The organism is Streptomyces sp. NPDC026246 (assembly GCF_055567995.1).
The window spans coordinates 218,118-243,489 of record NZ_JBVHPJ010000007.1 but is presented as its reverse complement, the minus strand read 5'-3'; the positions used below and the strand labels follow the sequence as shown (position 1 = coordinate 243,489).

At 74.2% G+C, this 25,372-nt stretch carries 25 protein-coding genes; 7 read left to right on the top strand and 18 right to left on the bottom strand.

What is annotated here, in order from left to right; genetic code table 11:
• Nucleotides 1-28 precede the first annotated feature (28 nt).
• Complete coding sequence (locus ACZ4M5_RS19615; protein ID WP_467738427.1) at nt 29-469, top strand: DUF6314 family protein; 441 nt, start codon at nt 29-31, stop codon at nt 467-469.
• Here the strand turns inward: ACZ4M5_RS19615 and ACZ4M5_RS19610 are convergent.
• From ACZ4M5_RS19610 to ACZ4M5_RS19600, 3 genes are all read right to left on the bottom strand, one after another.
• A complete protein-coding gene (locus tag ACZ4M5_RS19610; protein ID WP_467738425.1) occupies nt 451-1,044 on the bottom strand; it encodes a histidine phosphatase family protein in 594 nt (197 codons plus the stop codon). The two genes, ACZ4M5_RS19615 and ACZ4M5_RS19610, sit on opposite strands and share 19 nt — an antisense overlap.
• Nucleotides 1,045-1,151: 107 nt before the next feature.
• Complete coding sequence (locus tag ACZ4M5_RS19605) at nt 1,152-1,592, bottom strand: GNAT family N-acetyltransferase (protein ID WP_467738423.1); 441 nt, start codon at nt 1,590-1,592, stop codon at nt 1,152-1,154.
• Nucleotides 1,593-1,632: 40 nt separating this feature from the next.
• Nucleotides 1,633-3,069 carry an aminotransferase-like domain-containing protein gene (locus ACZ4M5_RS19600; protein ID WP_451879145.1) on the bottom strand — a complete coding sequence of 479 codons (1,437 nt, stop codon included), beginning with the start codon at nt 3,067-3,069 and terminating at the stop codon, nt 1,633-1,635.
• Here ACZ4M5_RS19600 and ACZ4M5_RS19595 point away from each other — a divergent pair.
• Both ACZ4M5_RS19595 and ACZ4M5_RS19590 read left to right on the top strand, forming a co-directional pair.
• Nucleotides 3,068-4,126: a DMT family transporter gene (locus ACZ4M5_RS19595; protein WP_467738421.1), complete on the top strand. Its 1,059-nt coding sequence runs from the start codon at nt 3,068-3,070 to the stop codon at nt 4,124-4,126. The two genes, ACZ4M5_RS19600 and ACZ4M5_RS19595, sit on opposite strands and share 2 nt — an antisense overlap.
• A gap of 89 nt (nt 4,127-4,215) precedes the next feature.
• Nucleotides 4,216-4,416, top strand: coding sequence for a DUF1918 domain-containing protein (locus ACZ4M5_RS19590; protein WP_467738419.1), 201 nt, complete (start codon nt 4,216-4,218; stop codon nt 4,414-4,416).
• 9 nt (nt 4,417-4,425) lie between these two features.
• On the opposite strand, the gene ACZ4M5_RS19585 is transcribed toward ACZ4M5_RS19590, so the two are convergent.
• Complete coding sequence (locus ACZ4M5_RS19585) at nt 4,426-5,655, bottom strand: glycoside hydrolase family 10-like protein (RefSeq protein ID WP_467738417.1); 1,230 nt, start codon at nt 5,653-5,655, stop codon at nt 4,426-4,428.
• A gap of 179 nt (nt 5,656-5,834) precedes the next feature.
• Between ACZ4M5_RS19585 and ACZ4M5_RS19580 the strand changes: the two genes are divergently transcribed.
• Together ACZ4M5_RS19580 and ACZ4M5_RS19575 are read left to right on the top strand one after the other, a co-directional pair.
• On the top strand, nt 5,835-6,710 hold the full coding sequence (locus ACZ4M5_RS19580; RefSeq protein ID WP_467738415.1) for a 3-hydroxybutyryl-CoA dehydrogenase: 876 nt from the start codon (nt 5,835-5,837) through the stop codon (nt 6,708-6,710).
• A gap of 233 nt (nt 6,711-6,943) precedes the next feature.
• Complete coding sequence (locus ACZ4M5_RS19575) at nt 6,944-7,201, top strand: hypothetical protein (RefSeq protein ID WP_369197382.1); 258 nt, start codon at nt 6,944-6,946, stop codon at nt 7,199-7,201.
• A 26-nt stretch (nt 7,202-7,227) separates the two neighbouring features.
• On the opposite strand, the gene ACZ4M5_RS19570 is transcribed toward ACZ4M5_RS19575, so the two are convergent.
• The 10 genes from ACZ4M5_RS19570 to infC all read right to left on the bottom strand — a co-directional run bounded on the left by ACZ4M5_RS19570 (nt 7,228) and on the right by infC (nt 17,999).
• Nucleotides 7,228-7,773, bottom strand: coding sequence for an NUDIX hydrolase (locus tag ACZ4M5_RS19570; protein WP_369197381.1), 546 nt, complete (start codon nt 7,771-7,773; stop codon nt 7,228-7,230).
• A 107-nt stretch (nt 7,774-7,880) separates the two neighbouring features.
• Nucleotides 7,881-9,221, bottom strand: a complete 1,341-nt coding sequence (locus ACZ4M5_RS19565) for a transcriptional regulator (RefSeq protein ID WP_467738412.1) — start codon at nt 9,219-9,221, stop codon at nt 7,881-7,883.
• A 256-nt stretch (nt 9,222-9,477) separates the two neighbouring features.
• Nucleotides 9,478-10,500, bottom strand: coding sequence for a PP2C family protein-serine/threonine phosphatase (locus ACZ4M5_RS19560; RefSeq protein ID WP_467738410.1), 1,023 nt, complete (start codon nt 10,498-10,500; stop codon nt 9,478-9,480).
• A 142-nt stretch (nt 10,501-10,642) separates the two neighbouring features.
• A complete protein-coding gene (gene pheT / locus ACZ4M5_RS19555) occupies nt 10,643-13,156 on the bottom strand; it encodes a phenylalanine--tRNA ligase subunit beta (RefSeq protein WP_467738408.1) in 2,514 nt (837 codons plus the stop codon).
• Nucleotides 13,156-14,277 carry a phenylalanine--tRNA ligase subunit alpha gene (gene pheS / locus ACZ4M5_RS19550; RefSeq protein ID WP_467738406.1) on the bottom strand — a complete coding sequence of 374 codons (1,122 nt, stop codon included), beginning with the start codon at nt 14,275-14,277 and terminating at the stop codon, nt 13,156-13,158. Before pheS ends, pheT begins: the two co-directional genes overlap by 1 nt.
• A 136-nt stretch (nt 14,278-14,413) precedes the next feature.
• A complete protein-coding gene (locus ACZ4M5_RS19545) occupies nt 14,414-15,565 on the bottom strand; it encodes a sensor histidine kinase (RefSeq protein WP_467738404.1) in 1,152 nt (383 codons plus the stop codon).
• Nucleotides 15,566-15,616: 51 nt separating this feature from the next.
• Nucleotides 15,617-16,480 (bottom strand): TrmH family RNA methyltransferase, encoded by an 864-nt coding sequence (locus ACZ4M5_RS19540; protein ID WP_467738402.1) that lies wholly within the window; start codon nt 16,478-16,480, stop codon nt 15,617-15,619.
• 88 nt (nt 16,481-16,568) lie between these two features.
• A complete protein-coding gene (gene rplT / locus ACZ4M5_RS19535) occupies nt 16,569-16,952 on the bottom strand; it encodes a 50S ribosomal protein L20 (RefSeq protein ID WP_467738400.1) in 384 nt (127 codons plus the stop codon).
• A gap of 94 nt (nt 16,953-17,046) precedes the next feature.
• Nucleotides 17,047-17,241, bottom strand: a complete 195-nt coding sequence (gene rpmI, locus ACZ4M5_RS19530) for a 50S ribosomal protein L35 (protein ID WP_003977225.1) — start codon at nt 17,239-17,241, stop codon at nt 17,047-17,049.
• A gap of 107 nt (nt 17,242-17,348) precedes the next feature.
• The gene (gene infC, locus ACZ4M5_RS19525; RefSeq protein ID WP_467738756.1) at nt 17,349-17,999 is read right to left on the bottom strand and encodes a translation initiation factor IF-3; all 651 of its coding nucleotides are present in this window, start codon (nt 17,997-17,999) and stop codon (nt 17,349-17,351) included.
• Nucleotides 18,000-18,393: 394 nt separating this feature from the next.
• Here infC and ACZ4M5_RS19520 point away from each other — a divergent pair, with 394 nt between their 5' ends.
• On the top strand, nt 18,394-18,759 hold the full coding sequence (locus ACZ4M5_RS19520) for a DUF1844 domain-containing protein (RefSeq protein ID WP_467738398.1): 366 nt from the start codon (nt 18,394-18,396) through the stop codon (nt 18,757-18,759).
• A 22-nt stretch (nt 18,760-18,781) separates the two neighbouring features.
• Here the strand turns inward: ACZ4M5_RS19520 and ACZ4M5_RS19515 are convergent, their stop codons facing one another.
• The 3 genes from ACZ4M5_RS19515 to ACZ4M5_RS19505 form a co-directional block, all read right to left on the bottom strand.
• On the bottom strand, nt 18,782-19,510 hold the full coding sequence (locus ACZ4M5_RS19515; protein ID WP_467738396.1) for an SseB family protein: 729 nt from the start codon (nt 19,508-19,510) through the stop codon (nt 18,782-18,784).
• Nucleotides 19,511-19,589: 79 nt separating this feature from the next.
• A complete protein-coding gene (gene mycP / locus ACZ4M5_RS19510) occupies nt 19,590-20,726 on the bottom strand; it encodes a type VII secretion-associated serine protease mycosin (RefSeq protein WP_467738754.1) in 1,137 nt (378 codons plus the stop codon).
• A gap of 92 nt (nt 20,727-20,818) precedes the next feature.
• The gene (locus ACZ4M5_RS19505) at nt 20,819-21,631 is read right to left on the bottom strand and encodes a hypothetical protein (RefSeq protein ID WP_467738394.1); all 813 of its coding nucleotides are present in this window, start codon (nt 21,629-21,631) and stop codon (nt 20,819-20,821) included.
• Between the two features lie 1,625 nt (nt 21,632-23,256).
• On the opposite strand from ACZ4M5_RS19505, the gene ACZ4M5_RS19500 reads away from it, so the two are divergent.
• Entirely contained in the window at nt 23,257-24,459 is a 1,203-nt protein-coding gene (locus tag ACZ4M5_RS19500) for an amino acid deaminase/aldolase (RefSeq protein WP_467738392.1), read from the top strand.
• A 14-nt stretch (nt 24,460-24,473) separates the two neighbouring features.
• Here the strand turns inward: ACZ4M5_RS19500 and ACZ4M5_RS19495 are convergent, their stop codons facing one another.
• Nucleotides 24,474-25,370, bottom strand: coding sequence for a DUF2510 domain-containing protein (locus ACZ4M5_RS19495; RefSeq protein WP_467738752.1), 897 nt, complete (start codon nt 25,368-25,370; stop codon nt 24,474-24,476).
• Nucleotides 25,371-25,372 lie beyond the last annotated feature (2 nt).

Sequence of the window (25,372 nt, the reverse complement as noted above, 5' to 3'; positions counted from 1 at the left end):
CAACGCACGGAACGGAGAGCGGTCGGCGATGGGCGAGTTCTGGCCGGTGCCGGACACCCTGGCGTATCTGGCCGGGCGGTGGCGGGTGTCGCGGACCGTGCGCGACCTCGCCGGCGGCACGGACGGGGAGTTCGCCGGGATCACCGTGTTCGGCGCACTGGAGGGGGGCGGGCTGCTGCACCACGAGACCGGCGCCTTCACCTGGCACGGCGTCACCCGGCCGGCCGAGCGGACGCTGCGGTTCCTGCCGGGGCCGGACGGCACGGCCGACGTGCGGTTCGCGGACGGGCGGCCGTTCCACGACCTCGACCTGAGGCCGGGGCGGCATGTCGCCGACCATCCGTGCTCGGCCGACCTCTACCGGGGCGAGTTCACCGTCCGCGACGCGGACCACTGGCGGACCGTGTGGCGGGTGCGCGGCCCCGCGAAGGACCTCGTGCTGAGCACGGACTACGCGCGCGAGTGCTGAGCGGACGCCCCGTCGAACCGCAGGTGCCAGCGACCGGCACGGCCCGTCACCGCCGTCGTCGACAACGGCCGGACGTCGATGTTCCAGTACGTCGGGGGCGGCGCCTTCAGGACGTACACCAGGGCGGCCCGGATCACGGACGGCTCGGCGACCGCCACCACCCGGCAGCCGTCCTCGACGGGCCGGGTGTCGAGCCAGCCGCCGACCCGGGAGATGAAGTCCACCAGCGACTCACCGCCGTGCGGCGCGGTCCGCGGATCGGTGAGCCACGCGTCCACCGCCTCCGGCTCGCGGGCCATGGCCTCGCCCAGGGTCAGTCCACGCCAGCGGCCCATGTCGCAGTCGCGCAGACCCAGCTGGACGAGCGGCGCGTAACCGAGCCCCTCGCCCGTCGCCCGGCTGCGCGGGGCGGGTGAGCAGTAGCGCAGGTCGGCCGCGGCGAGCGGCAGCAGCTCCGGGGCCACCCGCTCCACCTCGCCCCAGCCGGCCTGGTCCAGCGGCCGGTCGTCCTCGAAGCGCTCGGCCGGCGGCACGGAGCTGCGCGCGGCGGCGACGAACGTGACCCGAAGTGACATGCGGCGATCGTGAGCGCCGCAAGTGCGCAGGTCAAGAGGTGTTGTTCGCCAGTTACCGAAGGTATACCGGCGTTCACGGCCCGGAGGCGCCCGCCGGGCCGGCACCGTCACCGGCTGAAGACGAGTGCCATCCAGTGCTCGGGCCGTTCCAGCGGCGCGAAGCCGTGCCGGGCGTACACCTCGTGGGCGTCGTGCGTGGCGAGGACCACGCGCCGCACCCCGAACTCCCGCGTCCGCTCCCGCACCGCGCCCACGAGCGCGCCGCCGATGCCCTTGCCGCGCACCGACGGGTCGACGTACACGTCGCAGAGCCAGGCGAAGGTCGCCCGGTCGGTGACCACGCGGGCGTAGGCGACCTGCTCCCCCGACACCGTGTCGTGGACGCCGAAGTTGAGCGACCCCTCGATCGCGCGGTCCTGCTTCTCGCGCGGGCGGCCCAGGGCCCAGTACGCGTCGGTGGACAGCCACCGGTGCACCCGTTCGCGGTCGAGGCGGGCGGGGTCGGTGGAGATCTCGTAGCCCTCGGGCAGGGACGGGGTGGCGTTCATGGCGCGATGCTCGCAGGCCGCCCGAGGGCGAGTCGAGGGGTTATCCGAGCACCTCGTCGCGGGCCGCACGCAGCCGCCGTACGCCCTCCGCGATCTCCCCGGTGCCGGCGACGGCGGCGAAGCCGAGCCGCAGGTGGGCGGCCGGGGGCTCGGCACTGAAGTACGGGCGGCCCGGGGCGACCGCGACGCCGGTGCGCAGGGCGGCCGCCACGAGGGCCGGCTCGTCCACCCCGTCGGGCAGGCGTGGCCACAGGTGGTAGCCGCCGGACGGCACGTGCGCCAGGGTCAGTTCGGGCAGGTGCAGGGCGAGCGCGGAGGTCATGGCGTCCCGCCGGGCCCTCAACTCCGCGGAGACGGCCCGCAGATGGCGCGGCCAGGCGGGTGAGCCGACGAGTTCCAGCGCGGCCTCCTGCAGCGGGCGCGGCACGAAGAAGGTGTCGACGACCTGGATGGCCCGCAGCCGTTCCAGCACCGGCCCCCGGGCGGCCAGGGCGCTCACCCGGAAACTCGGGGAGGTCGCCTTGGTGAGCGAGGAGACGTGGACGACCACGCCGTCGGGGTCGTCGGCCGCCAGCGGGCGCGGCAGCGGCCCGGAGTCCTCGTGCACGAGTCGCCGCACGAAGTCGTCCTCGACGACGAACGCCCCGGCCTCACGGGCGATGCGCAGCACCTCGGCGCGCCGTCCGGGCGCGAGCACGGCGCCGGTCGGGTTCTGGAAGAGGGGCTGGCAGACGAAGGCCGGGGCGCCGGTGGCCCGGAAGGCGTCGGCGAGCAGCGCCGGGCGGACCCCGTCGGCGTCCACCGGGACGGGCACCGGGCGCAGTCCCGCGGCGCGGGCGATGGCGAGCATGCCGGGGTAGGTCGGCGACTCGACCAGGACCGGGGCGCCCGGCGGGGCGAGGGCGCGCAGGGCGGTGGTGAGGGCGGACTGCCCGCCGGAGGTGATCAGCACCTCGGCGGCCGTGACGGAGCCGCCGATGCTGCGTGCGAACCATTCCCTCAGCTCGGGCAGGCCCTCCATGGGCGGCCGCCCCCAGGCCCCGGGGCGGCGGCCGGCCCGCGACAGGGCCGCGGCCATCGCCCGCTCGGGCTGCAGGGAGGGGTGCAGATAGCCGCCGTTGAACTCGATCACCCCGGGCGGCGGCGCGGCCAGGGACACCAGCACCCCGGAGGCGTCCACCGACCGGGGCACGAGGTCGGCGGCGCCCTCCGCGCTGAGAGCGACCTCCTGCCAGGAGGTGTCCCCCGCCGGGGCCGGGCCGGTCCGGGCCTGCGCACGGAACGCGCCCGCGCCGGGGCGGGTGACCACCAGTCCTTCGGCGGCCAGTTGCGCCAGCGCCCGCGAGACGGTCACCGGGCTCACCCGGAACCGCTCGACGAGCGCCCGGCTCGACGGCAGCTTTCCACCCGGCGAGTAGCGATCCAGCTCGCGCCGGAGCCGTTCCGCCAGTTCACCCACACTGCTACGCTCTTGCATGAGAGCAGAGAGTAGCGCTACTGCGGATTCCGGGATAGCGGTCGGCGCCTCGGCGCCCGGCACGACGGATCACCGGGCCACGACCGGGGCGCGAGGCAGGCTGGGCGTGCGGGGCACGACCCCCGCGCGAACCGTGCGGCCCGCGGGAAGCGTGCGGCCCGCGGGAAGCGGGCGGCCCGCTCGGGACACCGGTACGGACCGCGCCGGTTTCGGGACCCTCCAGGCCGCCCTGGGCGTCATCGCCTTCTCCCTCACCTTCCCCGCCACCGCCTGGGGTCTGGAAGGGTTCGGCCCCTGGTCGCTGGTGGCCGTGCGCAGCGTCCTCGCCGCGGTGATCGCGGGCGGTGCCCTGCTGGCGCTGCGGGTGCCGCCGCCCGCCCGTCGTCACTGGCCGGGGCTCGGCGTCGTCGCCGCCGGGGTCGTCCTCGGATTCCCGTTGCTGACCACGCTGGCGCTCCGGACGTCGACCACCGCGCACGCCGCCGTCGTGGTCGGCCTGCTCCCCCTCACGACCGCCGTCTTCTCCGCCTTCCGCGTCGGCACCCGGCCCTCGCGGACCTTCTGGTGCGCGGCCCTCGCGGGCGCGGCGGCGGTCCTGGCCTTCACCGCGCAGCAGAGCGGCGGCGCCCTGACCACCGCCGACCTGTACCTCTTCGCGGCGTTGCTGGTCTGCGCGGCGGGCTACACCGAGGGCGGCCGGCTGGCCCGGGTCATGCCGGGCTGGCACGTGATCGGCTGGGCGCTGGTGCTGTGCCTGCCGCTGACGGTGCCGGTCGCCGCCCTCGCCCTGGCGCAGGAGCCGGTGCGGCTCACCGCCCACAGCGTGGCCGGGCTGCTCTGGGTCGCGGCCGGTTCGCAGTTCCTCGGCCTGGTCGTCTGGTACCGCGGCATGGCGGCCGTCGGCATCCCGAAGGCCAGCCAGTTGCAGCTGGCGCAGCCCCTGCTCACACTGGTGTGGTCGGTGCTGCTGCTGGGCGAGCACCTGACGGTGGCCGCCCCGCTGACGGCCGCGGCGGTGCTGGTGTGCATCGCCGTCACGCAGCGGGCCCGCGGCTGAGGGACGGCGTCCGGCCCCCGGCCCGCGGGGGCCCGCGCCGCGGACCCGAGGCCGCGGACCGCCGCTGCACCCCTCGTGAGGAGGTCCCGATGCACGCAACCGTGGGCGACCGGCTGGTCCAGCACGGCAGGGTGGTCGGTCAGCACGACAAGGTCGGCGAGATCGTCGAGGTCCTCGGCGCCGAGGGCGGCCCCCCGTACCGCGTCCGGTTCGAGGACGGGCACGAGGGCGTGTGCTCGCCCGGGCCCGACACCGAGATCCGGCACCGGGAGACCACCGCCGGTCCCTGACCCGGCGGCTCAGCGCGGTGGGTCGGCCGGCAGCCCGTAGTGGTCGGCCACCACCCTCGCCATCGCCCCGATCCGGTCGGCCGCCACGTCCCGGGCGGCGAAGTAGACGTGCCCGCGCACCGGCGCGTGCTCCGCGGCGAGCGTCAGGTGCCGGGACAGCTCGGCCGGCTGCTGCCAGGCCGCCGGCTGCGCCGGGTCGCCGGCCTTGTAGAGCGCCTCCCCCAGGTACAGCTGGGTGGAGCTGCCGCGCGCGACCTCCGCCCACCAGGGCACCAGCTTCGCGTAGTCGGCGGCGGCGAAGCCGATGTTCCAGTACAGCTGCGGCACGATGTAGTCGATCCAGCCCTCCCGGACCCAGGTGCGGGTGTCCGCGTAGAGGTCGTCGTACGTCTCCACGCCGGCCCGGGTGTCCGAACCGGCCGGGTCGGTCGAGGCGTTGCGCCACACGCCGAAGGGGCTGATGCCGAACGCGGTGCCGGGCCGGAGCTCCTTCACCCGGTCCGCCGTCTCGCGCACCAGCCGGTCGATGTTGTCCCGCCGCCACGCGGCCCGGTCGGGGAAGCCGCCGCCGTGCTCGTCGTAGGCGTCGTCGTCGTCGAAGCTCTGCCCGGCCACCGGGTACGGGTAGAAGTAGTCGTCGAAGTGGACGCCGTCCACGGGGTAGCGGGCCACCGCGTCGAGCATCGCGTCCTCCACGAACGCGCGGACCTCGGGCATCCCCGGGTTGTAGAAGAGTTTCCCGCCGTAGGTGACCACCCAGTCGGGGTTCTCCCGGGCCGGGTGGGAGGCCACGAGCCGGCCGGGGTCGGCGTGGGCGGCGACCCGGTAGGGGTTGAACCAGGCGTGCAGCTTCAGGCCCCGGGCGTGGGCCTCCTCGACGGCTGTGCCCAGCGGGTCCCAGCCCGGGTCCCTGCCCTGCGTTCCGGTGAGGTACTGCGACCAAGGCTCGTACGGCGAGGGCCACAGGGCGTCGGCGGTCGGGCGCACCTGGAAGAACACCGTGTTGAGCCGGTTCCGGACGGCCGTGTCGAGGTGGGCGAGCAGCTCGGAGCGCTGCTGCGCGGCACTGAGTCCGGGCTTGGAGGGCCAGTCCCGGTTGGCCACGGTGGCGAGCCACACCCCCCGCATCTCGGTGGCCGGCGCCCCGCCCCCGCGGCCGGACGCGGCCGCCGCGGGAGGCATCATCGTGAAAGCCGAGAGCGCCGCCACGGCGAACGCCCTGCGTGAGACTCGTCCCATCCGCATGCCCCAAACAGCCGCGGATCCGCACCGTCGCGGATCGCTCCGGGCCCAGCATGCCCGAACCAGAGCCGCCCCCCGCGATCGATCATCGATACTTGGCGGTAACGTGCACGAACGGAGCAGGCGCCGGGACCCGGCCGGCCTGCCGGTCGTGGATCAGCAGCGAAAGGGACGATGTGACGGACATCCCAGCGGGAGACATTGCACGCGTCGGAGTCGTGGGCTGCGGTCAGATGGGCGCGGGGATCGCCGAAGTGTGCGCCCGCGCCGGCCTGGACGTCATGGTCGCCGAGACCACCGGCGAAGCCCTGGAGATCGGCCGCACCCGGCTGTTCACCTCCCTGGCCAAGGCAGCCGAGCGCGGCAAGATCACCGAGGAGGAGCAGGAGGCCACGCTGGCCCGCCTGAGCTTCACCACGGACCTCGGCGAGTTCGCCGACCGTGACCTGGTGATCGAGGCCGTCGTGGAGAACGAGCAGGTCAAGACCGAGATCTTCCAGGTCCTGGACCAGGTCGTGACCCGGCCGGACGCCATCCTGGCCTCCAACACCTCCTCCATCCCGCTGGTGAAGCTGGCGGTGGCGACATCGCGGCCCGACCAGGTCATCGGCGTCCACTTCTTCAACCCGGCCCCGGTGCAGAAGCTCGTCGAGCTGATCCCCGCCCTCACCACCTCCGAGGGGACGATCAGCCGCGCCCAGCTGTTCACCGAGAAGCTGCTCGGCAAGCACGCGATCCGTGCCCAGGACCGTTCCGGTTTCGTGGTCAACGCGCTGCTCATCCCGTACCTGCTCTCCGCGATCCGGATGTTCGAGACGGGCATCGCCAGCCGCGAGGACATCGACAACGGCATGGAGATGGGCTGCGCCCACCCCATGGGCCCGCTCAAGCTCTCCGACCTCATCGGCCTGGACACGGTCGCCTCGGTCGCGCAGTCGATGTACGAGGAGTACAAGGAGCCGCTGTACGCCGCTCCCCCGCTGCTGCAGCGCATGGTCGACGCGGGCCGGCTGGGCCGCAAGACCGGCTCGGGCTTCTACACCTACTCCTGATCCCACGTCGCACTCCGCCCGGCCCTCCCCGCGAGGCCGGTTACGGACGGTCAGATTTCGGCCATCCGACGGGCCCGGCACCTTCGTTGGTGCCGGGCCCGCGGCATTCACACACCGTGTGCGCGCCGGGCTCGCATATGCCCTCCGCACACTCTCCCCAGGCGCCCACCAGGCGAGTTGACTCCTCATGCGCATGCAAGGGATGTGAAGCGACTACGGAAAGGAGCGGAATCGTGACCGTCGATCCCGAGCATCCCGTCGTTCAAGGAGAACTCGCAGAGTTACGGCGCCGCCTCGACGTGGCCTACGCACGCGTCGAGGGCGGGCTGGCCCTGCTCAGCCATCGCACCGAGGAGACCGCCAAGGAACTCGACGATCTGAACACCCGGATCCACTCGCTCGAACACGCGCGCTGGCCCCTGCCGGCCGTCGCCGCCCTCACCGCCGTGGGTGCCCTCGTCGTGACGATCTGGCAGGCGCTCGGGCGCTAGGAGGTGGCCTCGCGGGCCACGCCGGGTCAGGGCAAGGTGTCGTGTCCGAGCCGGAGATGGTGCAGCAAGAGTAACGCGGCCGCCATGTTGGCGGCCGGGACCTCGCCGCGGGCGACCATGTCGGGGACGAGCTTGAGGGGCACCCACTCCCGGCGGTCCGACTCGAAGTCGTCCACGGGGTGACCGACGTAGTCGCCCTCGTCGGCCCAGTACACGTGGTGCCGGGCGTCGGTGAGCCCGTTGGACGGCTCCACGCTCATGAGGTGGCGCAGGGGTCCCGGCCGCCAGCCGGTCTCCTCCTCCAGTTCGCGGGCCGCCGCCCGGGCGACGTCCTCGCCGTCCTCGACCACTCCTGCCGCGAGCTCCCACCCCCAGCTGTCGGTGATGAAGCGGTGCCGCCACAGCAGCAGCACCTCGTTGGCCTCGTTGACGACCGTGGCCACCGCGACGGGCCGCAGCCGTATGAGGAAGTGGTCCAGGTGCCGGCCGTCCGGTAGTTCGACATCCGCGAGATTGACGCTGAACCAACGGTTTGAGTACACAGTTTGTTCGTTGTGTTTCGTCCACTGCACGGTTCTGCCACCTTCCGTCGAGTAAGTGGCAATATCGCAGCAGGGACGGTCCGACAGCAGGCGCACGGGAAGCGGCTCGGAGCGGCCCGGGCGGCCGCGGCCCGGGTCTACAACGGTACGCGCAGCGCTCCGTCGATGAGTTCGGCGGCCTCCGAGGTGCCGGCGCACCCGTTGCGGACCAGGTGCTCCCGCACCGCACGCAGCCGGTCGCGCAGCCGCTGGGACTCCATGCCCCGGGCCTGCTCGGCCATCTGCACGGCGATCGCCACCGCCTTGTCGGCGTTGCCCTGGCGCAGCTCGATGGTGCTCAGCATGGCCAGCCGGTGCACCCGGCCGCGGTCGTGCGCCGGGTTGTCCACGGCGGCCGCGGCGTGCTCCCCGGCGGCCGCGATCTCCCCCAGGCTGAGCAGCGCCTCCGCCACCTGGACGTTGACGAGCCCCGGCTGGACATAGCCGGTCTCGTCGGGCTCGTAGCCGCGCCGGATGCGCTCGGCTGCCTGCTCGGCCCGCCGGATGCGGGACAGGGCGCTCGTGCCGTCGCCCAGGTGCGCGTAGGCCTTGGCCTGCATCGCGTACAGATCGGAGGCGAGCGCCGGGGTGATGTGCTTGCCGGCGGCCCGCAGCGCGGCCTCCGCGAAGGCGACGGCCTGCCGGTACTCCCGCATGAACAGCGACTGGTTGACCAGCAGGGCGATGACGTACGCCCCGAGTCCCCGGTCGCCGCTGGCCTTCGCCAGGCGCAGTGCCTGGTGGAAGTAGCGCTGCGCCAGCCCGTGCGCGTCGGAGTCATAGGCGCAGATGCCGGCGACCGCCACCAACCCGCCGGTGGCGCGGTGCAGTTGACGGCCCGTCTCGTCGGTGTAGCTGCCGCGCAGCAGCGGGGCTGCCTCGGAGTTGAGGAAGCCGACGATCCGGGCGCGCGTGGCGATGCCGCCGGCCTTGCGGTACATCTGCTCGTAGTGCGTGCGCGCGGCCCGCAGCATCTCCAGGTCGCCCGGGGTGACCCGGTGCCGGCCGCCGCGCGAGACGTCCACGTCCTCGGGCGGGTTCTCCCATTCCCACACCGGCATCACGGCGGGCGTGCCCGTGAGGGCGGGCGCGCCCAGTATGTGGGGCCGTTGCTGCTCGTCGGAGCGCCACAGCGCGGTGGCCCGCTCCACGAAGCCGGACAGCGAGCCGGTGTGCGGGGCGGACGGCTCGCCGGGCACGCCGAGCCCGATGTCGTCGAGGGTGACCGGCCGCTGGAGCCGGGCGGCGAGCACCTCGCAGATGAGGTCGGGCACCTGGCCCCGGGGCCGCTGCCCCTTCAGCCAGCGCGCGACCGCGGTGTGTTCGTAACGCAGGGTCAAACCCCGTGCTCGTCCGGCCTGGTTGACGTGGGCGGCCAGTCCCGCGTGGGAGACGCCCGCCTCGTCCAGGATCGCGTCGAGCAGAGTGTTGGGCTGCATGTGGGCCCCCCGGGTGGCTCGGTGCGGTCAGGTTAGTGGCTCCGGGTTCACACGGGGTGTGAACGGAGTACCCGAATCCGGGCTGTGTGCACGCTGTCGCTCTGCGTCGCGGACCGGTTGACTGAGATGCCTCGAAAGAGGCCGGCCGGGCCGCCGGCTCCCCCTCGTACAGTGCGGCGGCCCGCTTGAGCCGTCCGCCCCGCCGCCTGCCCGACACTCCGTGGCGGGGCGGGCGGCCTCGCCGGCCACGCCGTCCTCACCGCGGCGCCACCGGCGCGTCGCCGGCCGCGGCCGCGTGACAGCCGGTGCCGCGGTCCCCGAGGGGCGCGCGGCGGCTGCTGGTGAGGAGGAGCAGGGCGATGTCGTCGGCCGGTTCGCCGCGTGTGTGGTGGTGCAGGGCGGTGGCGACCCTGGCGAGGACCGGCCGGGGGGTGCGCGGCTCGTCCCGCACCGCGCTCTCCAGCACGGCCTGCAGCGGGAAGAACCGGCCACGGGGGTCCCGCGCGTCCTGGGCGCCGTCCGTGTGGAGGAACAGGCCGTCGCCGGAGCGCAGGTGCCCCAGGCCGACGACGGGCAGGCCGGTGTCCGGCAGGGGGAACAGCCCCAGGGGCGGGTACGGGTCACCGCCGGCGAGTTGCTCCACCTCGGTGCCGCGCAGCCGGAAGGGCCACGGATGGCCGCAGTTCAGGGCGAGGATCTCGCCGTCGGTCCGGATCTCCACGAGCAGCAGGGTGACGAACTCCTCGAGTTCGCCGGTGGGATGCTCCTGGCGCAGATGCCGCTCCAGGGCGCGTTCCAGCCGGCGCAGCACACCGCCGAGGTCCTTCTCGTCGTGCGCGGCGTCGCGGAAGCAGCCGAGCACGGCGCAGACGGTGCCGAGGGCGCCGATGCCGTGCCCGCGGACGTCGCCCATCACGACCCGGACCCCGTACTCGGTGGCGGCGACCTCGTACAGATCGCCCCCGATCGCCGCCCCGCGCTCGGCCGACACCTGGACGGCGGCGACGTCCAGCCCGTCGACGTGGGACGGCGGCGGCCGCAGCAGCGCGCTCTGCGCGGCGCCCGCGACCCGGCGCAGCTGCCGCAGCTCACGCGTCAGCGACCGCCGGGCGTGGAGGATCAGCCCGGTGCCCACCGCGAAGAAGACGGCGCTGGTGAGGATGCGCGCCGGCAGACCGGTCGCCTGCGCGAACGGACAGGCGAGCTTGTACGTGACGGCTGCCGCGCCCCACACCACCGGCAGTCCCAGGCAACGCACCCGGCCCTTGACGCGGATCATGCCGACGGCCCCCCATCAGGCCCCTGACACACGGAATCGGACCGGCCCGAAAAGGCCGGTCCGATTCTGTGGGACAGTCCGCCCGAAAAGGCAGGGTCACCCACCTTTACCACTCAAAAGAGTGAGGTGACCCGCCCTGGCGCTAGCTCCGCAGCTCGGCCCCCACCCGCTCACCGGCGAGCGCGACGGCCGCGTCCCGGGCCGCGGACGCCTCGTCCACGGTCAGCGTCCGGTCGGCCGCCCGGAACCGCAGGGCGTAGGCGAGCGACTTGCGGCCCTCCCCGAGCTGCTCGGTGTTCTCGTACACGTCGAACAGCCGGACGGACTCCAGGAGTTCACCCGCTCCGTCGCGCAGGGCCGCCTCGACGTCGGCGGCCGGCACGGCCGTGTCGACGACCAGGGCGACGTCCTGCGTCGCCACGGGGAACGTGGAGATCCGGGGCGCCTCCAGCGCGGTCTCACCGGCCGCCTGCACCGCGTCGAGGTCGATCTCCATCGCGCAGCTGCGCGCGGGCAGGCCCAGCGCCTTCACGACGCGGGGATGCAGCTCACCCGCGTGACCGACGATCCGCTCGGCGCCGTCCACGACGACCGCCAGCTCGGCGCACCGGCCCGGGTGCCAGGGCCCGTACTGCCCCTTGCGGATGACCAGGTCGGCGCCCGCCTCGCGGGCGACCGTGCGGGCCGCCTCCACCGCGTCGGCCCAGTCGGCCGGACGGCCCTTGCCCCACCAGCCGGCCTGCTCGCGCGCACCGGTCAGCACGACGGCCGCGTGCCGCGGCTGCTCGGGCAGCGCCGCGTTCAGCTCGGCGAGCTCCGCGTCGGAGGGACGCCGGTCGACGGGCAGGACGGCGGCGGTGCGCTGCTCCTCGCCCGGCAGGAAGACCAGGCCGGTCTCGAACAGCGCGAGGTCGTGCGAGCCGCGGCCGTCGTTGCGGCGCAGTGCGGCGAGCAGGCCCGGAAGCAGCGAGGTGCGCAGCGCGGGCTCCTCGTCGTTCAGCGGGTTGCTGAGCTTCACGACGCGGCGGGCCGGGTCGTCCGCCTCCAGGCCGAGCTGGTCGAAGACCTGCTCGCTGAGGAAGGGGTAGTTGAGCGCCTCGACGTATCCGGCACCGGCCAGGGCGCGGCCGACCCGGCGGTGCAGTCGCTGACGGGCCGTCAGGCCGAGGCCGGCCGGCGGCCTGGGCAGCGTGGAGGGCAGGTTCTCGTAGCCCTCCAGCCGGATGACCTCTTCGGCCAGGTCGTTCGGGTCGGTGAGGTCGGGCCGCCAGGACGGCACGGTGACGATGAGCTCGTCCTGCCCGTAGACGTCGCAGCCGATCTCCTGGAGCCGCCGGACGACCGTCTCGCGGCCGTAGACGACGCCGGCGACCTTGTCCGGGTGGTCGGCGGGGAGGGTGACGGTGTGCGGGGCGCCCGGGGCGAGGACCTCGGTGACCCCGGCCTCGGCGGTGCCGCCGGCGAGCAGGACCAGCAGGTCGACGGTGCGCTGCGCGGCGGCGGCGGCGGCCTGCGGGTCGACGCCGCGCTCGAAGCGCCGGGACGCCTCGGAGGAGAGCTTGTGGCGCCGGGCGGTGCGTGCGATCGACACGGCGTCGAAGTGCGCGGCCTCGATGACCACGTCGGCCGTGGCGTTCTCCACGTTGTCGTGGTCGGCGATCTCCGTGTTCGCGCCGCCCATGACGCCGGCCAGCCCGATCGGCCCGCGGTCGTCGGTGATCACCAGGTCCTCGGCGTCCAGCGTGCGCTCGACGCCGTCGAGGGTGGTGAGCTTCTCGCCCGGCTCGGCCCGGCGCACCCCGATGGTGCCCTGGACGAGGGAGCGGTCGTAGGCGTGCAGCGGCTGGCCGAGCTCCATCATCACGTAGTTGGTGACGTCGACGGCGAGCGAGATCGGGCGCATGCCGACCTTCTGCAGCCTGCGCCGGAGCCAGATCGGCGAGCGCGCCTCGGGGCTCAGGCCGGTGACCGTGCGGGCGGTGAACCGGTCGCAGCCCGTGGGCTCGGAGATGCGCACCGGGTAGCCGTAGGCGTTCGGTCCGGGCACGTCGATCAGCGCCGGGTCGCGCAGCGGCAGGCCGTAGGCGATGGCGGTCTCGCGGGCCACGCCGCGGATGGACAGGCAGTCGCCGCGGTTGGCGGTGACGGCGATGTCGAGGACCTCGTCGACCAGTTCCAGCAGCTCGACGGCGTCCTTGCCGACCTCGGTCTCCGGCGGCAGCACGATGATGCCCTTGGTGCCGTCGTCGCCCATGCCCAGCTCGTCGCTGGAGCAGATCATGCCGTGCGAGTTCCGGCCGTAGGTCTTGCGCGCGGAGATGGCGAAGCCGCCCGGCAGGGTGGCGCCGGGCAGGACCACGACGACCTTGTCGCCGACGGCGAAGTTGCGGGCGCCGCAGACGATCTCCTGCGGCTCGCCGGTGCCGTTGGCCTGCCCGACGTCGACGGTGCAGAAGCGGATCGGCTTCTTGAAGCCCTCCAGCTCCTCGATGGTCAGCACCTGACCGACCACGAGCGGGCCCTTGAGGTCGTGGCCGAGCTGCTCGACCGTCTCGACCTCCAGACCGGCCGAGATGAGCTTGGCCTGGACGTCGCGGCCGGTCTCGGTGGCCGGCAGGTCGACGTACTCCCGCAGCCAGGAAAGCGGGACCCGCATCAGATCTCCATCCCGAACGGCCGGGTGAACCGGACGTCACCCTCGACCATGTCTCGCATGTCTTCGACGTTGTGGCGGAACATCAGCATCCGTTCGATGCCGAACCCGAAGGCGAAGCCGCTGTACTTCTCCGGGTCGACGCCGCAGGCGCGCAGCACGCGCGGGTTGACCATGCCGCAGCCGCCGAGCTCGATCCAGCCCTCGGAGGAGCAGGTGCGGCACGGGCGGTCCGGGTTGCCGACGGACGCGCCACGGCAGACGTAGCAGACCATGTCCATCTCGGCGGACGGCTCGGTGAAGGGGAAGAAGTTGGGCCGCAGCCGGGTCTTCATGCCCTCGCCGAACAGGGCCGTGACCATGTGGTCCAGCGTGCCCTTGAGGTCGGCCATCGTCAGGCCCTCGTCGACGGCGAGCAGCTCGACCTGGCGGAAGACCGGGGTGTGCGTGGCGTCCAGCTCGTCGGTGCGGTACACGACGCCGGGGCAGATCACGTAGACCGGCAGCTCACGGTCGAGCAGCGAGCGGATCTGCACGGGCGAGGTGTGGGTGCGCAGGACGACGCCGGAGTCGGGGCCGCCGTCCGGGTCCTGCACGAAGAAGGTGTCCTGCTCGCCGCGGGCCGGGTGGTCGGGGCCGATGTTGAGGGCGTCGAAGTTGAACCACTCGGCCTCGGCCTCGGGCCCCTCGGCGACCTCGTAGCCCATGGCCACGAAGACGTCCTCGATACGCTCCGACAGCGTGGTCAGCGGGTGGCGGGCACCGGCGGCGACGCGGTCGAAGGGCAGGGTGACGTCCACCGCCTCCTCGACCAGCACGCGCGCGTCCCGCTCCGCCTCCAGCTCGGCCTGGCGGGCGGCGAGGCCCTTGTTGACGGCGCCCCGTGCCTGGCCCACCAGCTTTCCGGCGGCGGCCTTGGCGTGCGGGGGCAGGGCGCCGATCTCGCGGTTGGCGAGGGCCAGCGGGGAGGTGCCGCCGGTGTGGGCGACCTTGGCCTCCTGGAGCGCGTCGAGGGAGTCCGCGGCGGCGAAGGCGGCGAGCGCCTCGTCCCGCATGCGCTCGATCTCTTCCGGTTTCAACGCCTCGACCTCTACAGGGTCGTACGACTTATTCGGTGCCGACATCTCTTCCCGTGCTTCCGATTGGCTGGCTGAAGGTCCCCGTCACCGACTCGTGGACGGCTCGTCACGGCTTTCGGGACACAAAGGTGCCAATGGCCGAGTCTAACGGGGCGGAGGTGTGCGAATGCGCCCGTGGTCCTCAGGCGAGATACGCCGGAGCCGCCACGGGCAACGTAAATCGGAACTCGGCCCCGGCGCCGGGGGCGCGGCCGACCGTGATGGTGCCGCCGTGGGCCTCCACGATGCCCTTGACGATGTAGAGCCCGAGGCCGGTGCCACCGCGCTTGCTGCCCCGCCAGAAGCGGGTGAAGACGCGGTTCATGGACTCCTCCGGGATGCCGGGCCCCTCGTCGCTCACCGTGACCGACGTGGCTGCGTGCTCGGCGTGCTCGCCCTCGCGGGGGGACGCCGTGGCCGTGATGTCGATCGTGACAGTTCCCTCACCGTGCCGCACGGCATTTTCCAGCAGGTTGCTGAGTACCTGGTCGATCTTGTCGGGATCGGCCCACAGGTCGGGCAGCGGCTGCTGGACGCGCAGCAGGAACCGGTCGGCGGGCTGGCCGGCGGCGACGTACGCCTGGATGTGGCGGCCGACGGCGGCGCCGATGTCGACGGGCTGGCGGCGCACCTCCAGGCGGCCGGAGTCGATGCGCGAGATGTCGAGCAGCTCGGCGATGAGCCGGGTGACGCGGTCGGCGTCGGCGTCGACGGTCTCCAGCATCAGCCGCTTCTGGTCGTCGGTGAAGCGCTCCCACTTGGCGAGCAGGGTGGCGGTGAAGCCCTTGACGGAGGTGAGCGGGGAGCGCAGCTCGTGCGCGACGGTGGCGATCAGCTCGGCGTGGCTGCGCTCGGTGCGGCGGCGGGCCTCGGTGTCGCGCAGGGTGACCACCAGGCGCCGCAGGGGGCCGGTGGGCCGGGTGCGCACGTAGCGCGCGCAGACCAGGACCTCGCGACCTCCGGGCAGCAGCAGGTTCCGCTCGGGCTGTCCGACCCGGATGGCCAGGCCGCCGTACGGGTCGGTCAGCTGCCACCAGCGCCGGCCCTCGAGGTCCTCCAGCGGCAGGGCCTTCTCCAGCGGCTGCCCGAGGGCGTCGCGGGCGCGTACGGCGGTGATGCGCTCGGCGGCGGCGTTGAAGCAGATGACGCGGCCCTGCTCGTCGGCGACGACGAGCCCGTCGGGCAGGTGGTCGGGGTCGATGCCGAGGCCGCCGGGGTCACCGGAGGGCAGGGGCGCGGCGGGCGGGCTCCCGGCATCCCGGGCCCCCGGTGCGCTGCTCGTGCCGACGCTCATCCCCGTACCCCACCTCCAAGGCTCCGCAGAGGGGTCCCCGAGCTGGTCACCCTACTGGTTCCCGGTGACGGAGCGGCACCCTCCGGCGGCACGCTGTGCACGCGCCGACGCATACAGACATACGGCGGCGGCGGTGGCGAGGTTCAGGCTCTCGGCCTTCCCGTGGATCGGGACGCGCACCACGGCGTCGGTGAGGGTCCGGGTCTCCTCCGGCAGGCCCCAGGCCTCGTTGCCGAAGAGCCAGGCGGTCGGCCCGCCCATGGTGCCCTTGTCGAGCTCGTCGTCGAGGTCGCGGTCGCCGGCCCCGTCGGCGGCCAGCACCCGGATCCCGGTGGCGCGCAGCCGCTCGACGGCGTGCTCGACGGGGACGCCGACGGCGACGGGCAGGTGGAACAGGGAGCCCACGGAGGCGCGGACGGCCTTGGGGTTGTACACGTCGACGGAGGCGTCGGTCAGCACGACGGCCTCGGCGCCCGCGGCGTCGGCGCAGCGCAGGACGGTGCCGGCGTTGCCGGGGTCGCGGACGTTGGCGAGGAGCGCGACCAGGCGGGGGCGCGCGGCGAGGACCTCGTCGAAGGGCGTGTCCAGGAACCGGCAGATGCCGACCAGGCCCTGGGGCGTGACGGTGGTGGAGATGTCGGCGATGACCTGCTCGGAGGCGAGGTGCACCCGCGCCCCGGCGTCCCGGGCGGCCCCGACGATGTCGGCGTGGCGGTCGGCGGCCTCCGGTGTGGTGAACAGCTCCACCAGGGTGGCCGCGTCCCGGGCCCGGTGCCCGGCCGCCTCCCGCACCGCCTGCGGCCCCTCCGCGAGGAACAGCCGCTCCTTCCCCCGGAAATTCCGCTTGGCCAGCCGCCGGGCGGCGGAGACGCGGGGCGAGCGGGGGGAGATGAGCTCGGGGGTGGCAGGGGACATCCTGTTCGCTTTCTCAGTAGCTGCACAGCAGGACCCGCAGGCCGTTCGGCCTGCGGGTCCTGTCAGTCACATCGGCTCGGAGCCGGCGTCAGGCCGCCTTGGGGGCGTTGATGTCGCTCGGCAGCGCCTTCTGGGCGACCTCGACGAGCGCGGCGAACGCACCGGCGTCGTTGACGGCCAGCTCGGCCAGGATCTTGCGGTCGACCTCGATGTTCGCGGCCTTCAGACCCTGGATGAAGCGGTTGTAGGTCATGCCGTTGGCGCGGGCAGCGGCGTTGATGCGCTGGATCCACAGCTGACGGAAGTCGCCCTTGCGCTTCTTGCGGTCGTTGTAGTTGTAGACCAGCGAGTGGGTGACCTGCTCCTTGGCCTTGCGGTACAGGCGCGAACGCTGACCGCGGTAGCCGGAGGCCTGCTCGAGGATCGCCCGGCGCTTCTTGTGGGCGTTGACTGCCCGCTTGACGCGTGCCACTTCTTAACTCCTTGTAGCGGGGCCGTGGGGGTCCTCACACGGCCCGAAAGTGATTGGGTCCCGGTCCTGACGTGCGGCGCTCACGCGCCGGGCGTCACTTGCCGAGAAGCTTCTTGATCTTCGCGGCGTCGCCCGGGGCCATCTCGGCGTTGCCGGTGAGGCGACGCGTCACACGGGACGACTTGTGCTCGAGCAGGTGGCGCTTGCCGGCGCGCTCGCGCAGCACCTTGCCGGAGCCGGTGATCTTGAAGCGCTTGCTGGCACCGCTGTGCGACTTGTTCTTCGGCATAGCGCCGTTCTCTCCTCGTCGGTGGCGCTCCGGTGCCCGGTCGTGAAACCGGGCACGGTGGAGCGTCGTCTTGTTTCGGTTGCTTCCTGGGACTCGCGTCCCGGGGGTCACGCCTCGGCGGGCTCCTCGGCCGGAGCATCGGCCGGTGCCTCGGTCTCCGCGGCGTTCTGCGACTTGCCGGGGTTGGCCTTCGCGTCCGCCTTGCGGGCTTCCTGCGCCTGACGAGCCTCGGCCATCGCCTCGGTCTTCTTCTTGTGCGGACCGAGAACCATGATCATGTTGCGGCCGTCCTGCTTCGGGTTCGACTCGACGAACCCGAGGTCTGCGACGTCCTCCGCGAGACGCTGCAGCAGTCGGTAGCCCAGCTCGGGCCGGGACTGCTCGCGACCACGGAACATGATCGTGATCTTGACCTTGTCGCCCTGCTTGAGGAACCGGACGACGTGACCCTTCTTGGTGTCATAGTCGTGCGGGTCGATCTTCGGCCGGAGCTTCATCTCCTTGATGACCGTGTGCGCCTGGTTCTTGCGCGCCTCACGGGCCTTCATGGCCGACTCGTACTTGAACTTCCCGTAGTCCATGAGCTTGCACACGGGCGGACGGGCGTTCGCCGCGACCTCGACCAGGTCCAGGTCGTACTCCTGCGCAAGCTCCAGTGCCTTGGCCAGGGGGACGATGCCCACCTGCTCGCCACTGGGACCGACAAGTCGCACCTCGGGAACGCGAATCCGGTCGTTGATGCGGGGCTCGGCGCTGATGGATCCTCCTCGGTAGCACCACGCGGCGGTCTGGCGGACGGCCGCGTAACGTCTCTTTTCGATAGACCTAACCGCGCCGAAGCACAAAAAATGCCCCGGACGATTCCCAGGCGGGGCTCCTCGAACTACCGGAGCACCGCCGCGGGATCCGCGGGGCGCGCTTTCGGACGGACCTCCGCCGCTGGGACGGGGTCGTCTGACCGGTGACCCGCCGCCCTGGGGGCGGTCGGGTGGGAGTTCGAAAGCCTCCACTTGTGGGCCGGGCTCGCGGGCCGTGAGGCATACGGGTCCGACCGGTCGTTACACGAGGTTACCAGCAATGGCCAGCAACGGCCAATTCAGGCGCCCGGGCCCTGGTGCGGCACGCCCCCGTGGTGCGCCTATCGTGTGGGGCATGAGTGAGACCCCCGCTGAGTCCTCGGCGAACCCCGACTTCGACGCCATGGCCCGCGACATCGCCGAGGTCCCGGCGGTCGAGGTGATCGTGACGGTCGCCGTCAACCTGATGAGCGCCGCGGCCGTGAAGCTCGGTCTGACCGAGGAGGGCGAGCAGCACAAGGACCTGGATGAGGCCCGCAAGCTGGTGCACGCCCTGGCCGGTCTGCTGGACGCCACCGCGACCGAGATCAGCTCCTTCCACGCCGCGCCCCTGCGCGACGGCCTGAAGTCGCTGCAGCTGGCGTTCCGCGAGGCCTCCCTCGTCCCGGACGAGCCGGGCCAGGGGCCGGGCGAGAAGTACACGGGCCCGGTCTACGGCTAGCAGGTCGCGCGGCGTACGCCGCTCAGCGCACGAAGAGGGGCTCGCCCGGGGGCGTCGCCTCGGCCGGCAGGAGTGCCAGGTCGAGGCCGCGCACCAGGCGGGCCCTCAGCGTTTCGTCGGCGGCCAGGCGCTCGGCGACGGAGCGGGCCGCTTCGGCGGGGGGCGCGGAGGGGTCCAGGACGAGGGCCAGGGTCCCGTCGGCCTGTCCGGGACCGAGGTGGGCGCGCAGCACGGCCGGCTCGGCGGCCACGGCCTCGCGCACGGCGCCGACGACGGCCGGGTCGGCGAGCGGGTCGGCGGTGGCGCGGCCCTCGGCGAGGGCGAGCAGGGCGGAACCGGTCAGTTCGAACGGCACGGGCCCGGCCAGGTCGAGCACGACCGTGTCCGCCTTCTCGTGCGCGGCGGCCTGCAGTGCCTGGTGCAGCGGTACGGCGACGGGCCGGGCGGCGGGGTCCCAGCGGGCGAGGGAGTCCGTGGAGGTGAAGGCGGGCAGGGCGGTCCGGTTCCCGGCCTTCAGGGTCGGTACGGCCATGTCGCTGGTCTTCTCGCGGCGCAACCCGTTCTCGTCCTCCTCGACCTCGCCGAGCACGGCCACCACGGGGACCAGCAGGCGGGCGCCCTTGAGCGCCTCCAGCACGGGTCCGACGGCGGTGCGGTCCGCGGACCAGGCGGCCAGGGCCGCGCTCAGCCGGGGATCGGCGGAGCCGTCGTCGTCGGAGAAGCCGGGGTCGGGGATGTTCTTGTTCGCCACGGTCGTCGAGCCTATCCGCCGGGCACCGGGGCGCCGGCGGCGGCTCAGTGCTCCTCGCGCCCCGTGCGCCGGCGGCGGCTCAGTGCTCCTCGCGCCCCGTGCGCCGGCCGCGCCACAGCACGACCGCGGCGACCAGGAGGACACCGCCCGTGCCGCCCGCGAGGGGACCGGCCCACGCGGCCGTGCCGTCGCCCCGGGTGGCGGCGTCCGGTCCGCTGCCGAAGTACTTCTCGCCGTACGAGGCCGCGCGCAGGCCTTCGGGCTTCAGCCGGGCGGCGGCCCTGATGGCGGCGGCCGGGTCGATGAAGCCGAAGCCCCGGGAGTCGTCGCGGCCGCCCGCCGGGGCGTTGCGGGCGGTCTGCTCCAGCACCGACTTGACCTGGGCCGGGGTCAGGTCCGGGTGGGCCGCCTTGACGAGGGCGGCGGCGCCGGAGACGAACGCGGCGGCGGCGCTGGTGCCCCAGCCCTCGTAGTACTTGCGGTCGGGGTCGGCGATGACGACGTCGACGCCGGGGGCGCTGACGGTGGCGTACCAGCGGCGGGTGGAGAACGAGGCGCGCGTCCCGGCGCGGTCGACGGCGGTGGCGGCGACGACGCCCGGGTAGGCGGCCGGATAGGAGATGTGGTCGCCCTTCTCGCCGCCGTTGCCGGCGGACGCGACGACCACCACGCCCTTGTCCAGGGCGTACTGGATGGCCTGGTCCTCGGTGGGTTCGGGGTGCGCGGAGGCGGAGTCGTCGCCGAGGGAGAGGTTGATGACGTCGGCGCCGTGGTCGGCGGCCCACCGGATGCCCTCGGCGAGGGCGTTGCCGCGGGTGGTGCGGGCCTTGGCGCGGGAGGGGTCGCCGTCCTCCAGGATCACCCGCACGGGGAGGATCTTCGCCTCGGGTGCGATGCCGAGGACGCCGTCGGTGTCGCCCGGGCCGTGTCCGTGGCCGGCGATGATCCCCGCCATGGCGGTGCCGTGCCGGGCCCAGGCGCGGCTGCCGGGCTTCGCTCCGAAGCCGACCAGGTCCTTGCCGGTGAGGACGTTGCCGACCAGGTCGGGGTGGTCGGCGTCGACGCCGGTGTCCAGGACGGCGACGGTGACGCCCTCGCCCTTCGTCGTCCGCCAGGCCTCGTCGGTGTGCATGGCGTCCAGGGCCCACTGCTGGGCGCGGATGCCGTCGGCGTGGGCCGTGGCGGCGGGCAGGAGGACCAGGGCCGTGGTGAGCAGGGCGCCGAGGGCCGTCGCCCGGCGGCGCCGGGCGGCGCGGGTGCCCGCCCGGGGCGCGGGGGCGGCGTCCGTCGCGTGCGGGGTGGGGTCTGTCACGACGGCTGCTCCGTGGCCGAGCGGGCGTTCCTGCGCAGGTCGCGCTCGACGCGGTCGGCGAGGCCCTGCGCCTCGTGCCCGAGCCCGGCCTGGCCGACGGCGTTGGGGGTGTCGGTCGCCACGGCGTCCTCGGCGGGCTGCGGGGTGTCGACGGTGCGGCCGTCGGCCCAGCCGGAGACCGCGTACACGACGACCGGCGCCTCGGTCAGCACGGAGACGGTCCAGGACGCGCGCTGGGCGGCGCCGAAGCGGGCGGCGGGGGTGCCCTTCGCCGCGTACGGCAGGGGCATCAGGTCGTCGCGGCGGTCCAGGCGCTCCGTGCGGAAACGGTTCGCGAGGGCGGTCATGCCCGGGGCGTCGGCCGTGGTGAAGAGCAGGCCGACGGTCGTCACGTGGCTCTCGGTGGCGTCGGTGTACGTGGCGCGCAGGAGGCGTTCGCAGCCGACGGGCGCCAGGGCCTTGCGCAGCAGCGGGTCGAAGGCGCTCCGGCAGCCGCTGTCCGGGGCGACGGCGACACGGGTCCAGGAGCGGTCGGCTCCGCCGGGTCCGGCGCCGCGGCCCTGCACCGTGGGCGGGAACAGCCGGTCGACGGGCAGGTTGTGCCACATGCCGGCGGCCGCGCCGAACGCGCTGCGCGAGCCGGCCGCGTCGGAGTCCCCGACGAGCCAGCTGCCGGTGACCGCGCCGGAGATGAGACCGAGGCCGAGCACGAGGCACACGGCGGCAGCGGCGGCCTGTGACACCCCGCGCCGCCGCAACGGCCGGGGCCGCGCGTCGCCGTCGTACCCCTCGGGCTCCCCGAACGACACGACGGGCCGCATGGCCCCGGAACCGCCGCCGGGAGCGAGGGGCGCACTCCAGGACAACGCCGGATCGGGAACGGTCCGCTGCTCCCCGGGCAGGGGGGCGCCGTCCGCCCCACGGCCGGGGGGCGAGCCTGCGGCAGCGGTGCGGGGGGTGGTCCGCGGCTCGTGAGCCGGGCGCGCGGGCGTCGCGGCGGCACCGCGGGCGTCAGCCTGCTGCTCGTAGGCGCCGTGCGGCGAGCCTGCGGCAGCAGTGCGGGAGCCGGCCTGCGGCTCATAAGTGGGGCTCGGGGAGCCTGGAGCAGCGGCGCGGGGGCCGGGTTGCGGCTCGCGTGCCGGGCGCGCGGGCGTCGCGGCGGTAGAGCGGGCGTCAGCCTGCGGCTCGTAGGCGCCGTGCGGCGAGCCTGCGGCAGCAGAGCGGGAGCCGGCCTGCGGCTCATAAGTGGGGCTCGGGGAGCCTGGAGCAGCGGCGCGGGGGCCGGGTTGCGGCTCGTGAGCCGGGCGCCGGGAGGTCGTGGCAGCGAGGCCGGCCTGCGGGTCGTGGGCGGGGCGGCGGGGCGTCGCAGCAGCACCGCGGGCATCAGCCTGCGGCTCGTAAGCCCCGCCGGGCGAGTCTGCGGCAGCGGTGCGGGCGTCGGCCTGCGGCTCGTGAGACGGGCGCGCGGGCGTCGCGGCGGCAGTGCGGGCAACGGGCGGGCGGGTGGTGGAGCCGGGCTGCGGGGCGGTGGCTGGGGTGCGTGCCGCCTCGTCGCGGTGCGGGGGCTGCGGTTCCGCGGGGATCGGCCGCAGGCGGGCGGTGATCTCGGACGTGCCCTCGGCGGGGACGCCCGTGCGGCGGGGCGGGGGAAGCCGGAAGGGGCGCGCGGAGGTGTCCGCCGGTGCTCCCGCGGGGGCGTCGGTGTGACCGGGCGGGGAGAGACGGAAGGGCCGCCCGGACCTCTCCGGGCCGTCGGGAAGGGGCGAGGCATCCGGACGTTCCGGCTCGACCGGCGGCCCCGGGGCGGCGCCCGCGCGGGCCGGCGCAGGGAGGTGCCCGGGACGCGGCGGGACCTGCCCGGGCCGGGTGCCGTGGCCGAGACCGGGGGGCGAGTCGGGGAAACGCGCGGAGGCGGCAGGCGGCGGAGGAGACATCGCTCCACCCGGTGCGGAAGGACCTCGCGAGCCCGGGCCACCGCCCGGTCGCGCCGCGTGCGCGTCACCCGGGTCCGAGGCCCCCTCCCGCGCCGCCCAGGACGGCCGGTGGGGGTCCGGGGTGTCGTCCGTCGCGGGGGGTTGCGCCGGGGCCGGGGGGTGGGACGGGCGGGGCGGGGTCGCGGGCCGTGGGGGGAAGGAGGCGCGCTGCGCTTCCGTGCTCATGCACCCCCCGTTTCCTCGTGCCCGGGCCGCTCGTCTCGCTGGCGGGCCGGTGCCGTCCTGCCCGAGGCCCGGCGCGGACGCGACCGTCCCGGGCACACCTACCCGTACGGACGGAGCGTCATCCCGGCGCGGATCCCCGGCCGGCGCTGCTCCGCCGTTCGTGCGCGTCACTCTACGGCTTGTCGCCGGGCGGGCGGGAACCAGTCCGCGAGGCCGGGGCATCTGCCCGGAACGTCCCCCTACCCTGCGGTAATCCCGTCTGGCAGGCTGCGTTCATGACTGCGCGCGCCGCCGACCGGGCCCGTTACGACCGGGCCACCGCCCATCTCGACGCCCCTCTCGCGATCGTGGACCTGGAGGCGTTCGACGCCAACGCCGACGACCTCGTCCGCCGCGCCGGGGGCAAGCCCGTCCGCGTGGCCAGCAAGTCCGTGCGGTGCCGGGCGCTGCTGGAACGCGTCCTGGCCCGGGAGGGCTTCGCGGGGATCATGTCGTTCACCCTGGCCGAGTCGCTGTGGCTGGCCCGGTCCGGGTTCGACGACGTGCTGCTGGCCTACCCGTCCGCCGACCGGGCCGCGTTCGCCGAACTCGCCGGTGACCCCAAGCTGGCCGCGGCCGTGACCGTCATGGTCGACGACGTCGCTCAGCTCGACCTGATCGACGCCGCGCGCGGCGACGGGCGCGAAGTGGTGCGGGTGTGCCTGGAGTTGGACACCTCACTGCGGCTGCTCGGCGGTCGGGTGCGCGTCGGGGCACGGCGTTCGCCGCTGCACTCCCCCGCCGAGGTCGCCGAGACGGCTCGCGCGGTGGCCCGGCGGCCGGGGTTCGAGGTCGTGGGGATCATGGCGTACGAGGGGCATGTCGCCGGGGTCGGGGACGCGGTGGCCGGGCGTCCGCTGCGCTCGCGGGCGGTCCGGCTGATGCAGGCCGCCGCCCGGCGCGAACTGGCCGTGCGGCGCGCGGAGGTGGTCCGTGCCGTGCGGGCCGTCGTACCGGGGCTGGAGTTCGTCAACGGCGGGGGCACCGGGTCGGTGCAGCACACGGCGGCCGAGGACGCGGTGACCGAGATCGCCGCCGGGTCGGGACTGTACGTGCCACGGCTGTTCGACAACTACACGTCCTTCCGCGGCCGTCCGGCGGCGCTGTTCGCCCAGCCCGTGGTCCGCCGCCCGGGGGTCGGGGTGGTGACGGTGCTCGGCGGCGGGTACCCCGCGTCGGGCGCGGCCGGGCCCGACCGGTCGCCGGTGCCGTATCTGCCCGAGGGGCTGCGCTACGACCCGCAGGAGCAGGCCGGCGAGGTGCAGACGCCGTTGCTGGGCTCCCCCGCGGACGATCTGCTGATCGGCGACAAGGTGTGGTTCCGGCACGCCAAGGCCGGTGAGCTGTGCGAGCGGTTCGACGCGCTGCACCTGGTGGAGGGGGACGCGGTGACCGCGACCGTGCCGACCTACCGCGGCGAGGGCCACACGTTCCTGTAGCGGTCGCGACCGAGTCAGTCCGGCGGGCCGATGCTGCTGCCCACGCCGCCGCCGGTGCCCGCGTCACCGATCGGGCGGATGCCCTTGGTGATGCGGTCCATGTCGGCGAGCGGCGGCCCCTCGCCGCCGGCGTCGAAGACGTACCGGACGAGGACGGGGGACTCGGTGCCGACGCTGGACGGGAAGACGAGCGACTGGACGTAGCCGCCCGGGCCCTTCGCGGTGTGCACGCGCCAGCGCACGTAGTACCCGGCGCGGCCCGCCACGGCGACCGGGCCGGAGGCGACGGTCTCGTGGGAGACCATGCCGCCGTAGGGCTCACGGTCGAGCGTGTCGTGGTCGAAGGCGTCCTCGGCCGCGTCGGCGATGTCGCCCCTGGCGAGGGCCTCGGGGGACTTCTCGTCGTTGGCGGTGACCGTGCGGGACAGGACGAGGCCGTGGCGGCAGACGCCGCCGTCGCCGGGGCAGTCGTAGGTGCCGTCGGTCGTCATGACGGCGTCGTCCTCGGCGACGTACTTGGGGCGGACCCAGCCGTCGAGGAGGGGGAACGTGATGCCGTTGAGCTGGTCCTCCACGACCGAGGGGTCGCCGGCCGGGGCGGAGGACTCCGGCGCCGGCCCGGACGGCGCGGGCGCGGCGGGACCGGAGGTCGCCGGCGCCGTCCTGGTGCCGGCCTCGTCGTCGCCGGTGCCGAGGACCAGCGCTCCGGTGACGATCGCCGCGACCAGCACGGCCCCGGTGGTGGCCAGGGCGACGGTCCGCCCCCGCCCGGAGCCTCCGCCGGGGGGCGGGGGCACCGCCACGGTCGTGGCGGCGGGCGCGCGGCGGTGCTCGGTCCAGGCCGTGCCGTCCCACCAGCGCTCCTGGTGGGGCGGGCGCGGGTCGGGATACCAGCCGGGCGGCGGTGTCATGC

Coding starts and splice junctions, on each gene's coding strand:
- ACZ4M5_RS19495 (WP_467738752.1), bottom strand. CDS start 25,370: ATGACACCGCCGCCCGGCTGGTATCCCGACCCGCGCCCGCCCCACCAG.
- ACZ4M5_RS19545 (WP_467738404.1), bottom strand. CDS start 15,565: ATGAGCGTCGGCACGAGCAGCGCACCGGGGGCCCGGGATGCCGGGAGC.
- rpmI (WP_003977225.1), bottom strand. CDS start 17,241: ATGCCGAAGAACAAGTCGCACAGCGGTGCCAGCAAGCGCTTCAAGATC.
- ACZ4M5_RS19520 (WP_467738398.1), top strand. CDS start 18,394: ATGAGTGAGACCCCCGCTGAGTCCTCGGCGAACCCCGACTTCGACGCC.
- ACZ4M5_RS19500 (WP_467738392.1), top strand. CDS start 23,257: ATGACTGCGCGCGCCGCCGACCGGGCCCGTTACGACCGGGCCACCGCC.
- ACZ4M5_RS19540 (WP_467738402.1), bottom strand. CDS start 16,480: ATGTCCCCTGCCACCCCCGAGCTCATCTCCCCCCGCTCGCCCCGCGTC.
- ACZ4M5_RS19565 (WP_467738412.1), bottom strand. CDS start 9,221: ATGCAGCCCAACACTCTGCTCGACGCGATCCTGGACGAGGCGGGCGTC.
- ACZ4M5_RS19610 (WP_467738425.1), bottom strand. CDS start 1,044: ATGTCACTTCGGGTCACGTTCGTCGCCGCCGCGCGCAGCTCCGTGCCG.
- ACZ4M5_RS19615 (WP_467738427.1), top strand. CDS start 29: ATGGGCGAGTTCTGGCCGGTGCCGGACACCCTGGCGTATCTGGCCGGG.
- ACZ4M5_RS19560 (WP_467738410.1), bottom strand. CDS start 10,500: ATGATCCGCGTCAAGGGCCGGGTGCGTTGCCTGGGACTGCCGGTGGTG.
- ACZ4M5_RS19585 (WP_467738417.1), bottom strand. CDS start 5,655: ATGGGACGAGTCTCACGCAGGGCGTTCGCCGTGGCGGCGCTCTCGGCT.
- ACZ4M5_RS19595 (WP_467738421.1), top strand. CDS start 3,068: ATGAGAGCAGAGAGTAGCGCTACTGCGGATTCCGGGATAGCGGTCGGC.
- pheT (WP_467738408.1), bottom strand. CDS start 13,156: ATGCGGGTCCCGCTTTCCTGGCTGCGGGAGTACGTCGACCTGCCGGCC.
- ACZ4M5_RS19605 (WP_467738423.1), bottom strand. CDS start 1,592: ATGAACGCCACCCCGTCCCTGCCCGAGGGCTACGAGATCTCCACCGAC.
- pheS (WP_467738406.1), bottom strand. CDS start 14,277: ATGTCGGCACCGAATAAGTCGTACGACCCTGTAGAGGTCGAGGCGTTG.
- ACZ4M5_RS19590 (WP_467738419.1), top strand. CDS start 4,216: ATGCACGCAACCGTGGGCGACCGGCTGGTCCAGCACGGCAGGGTGGTC.
- ACZ4M5_RS19600 (WP_451879145.1), bottom strand. CDS start 3,069: ATGCAAGAGCGTAGCAGTGTGGGTGAACTGGCGGAACGGCTCCGGCGC.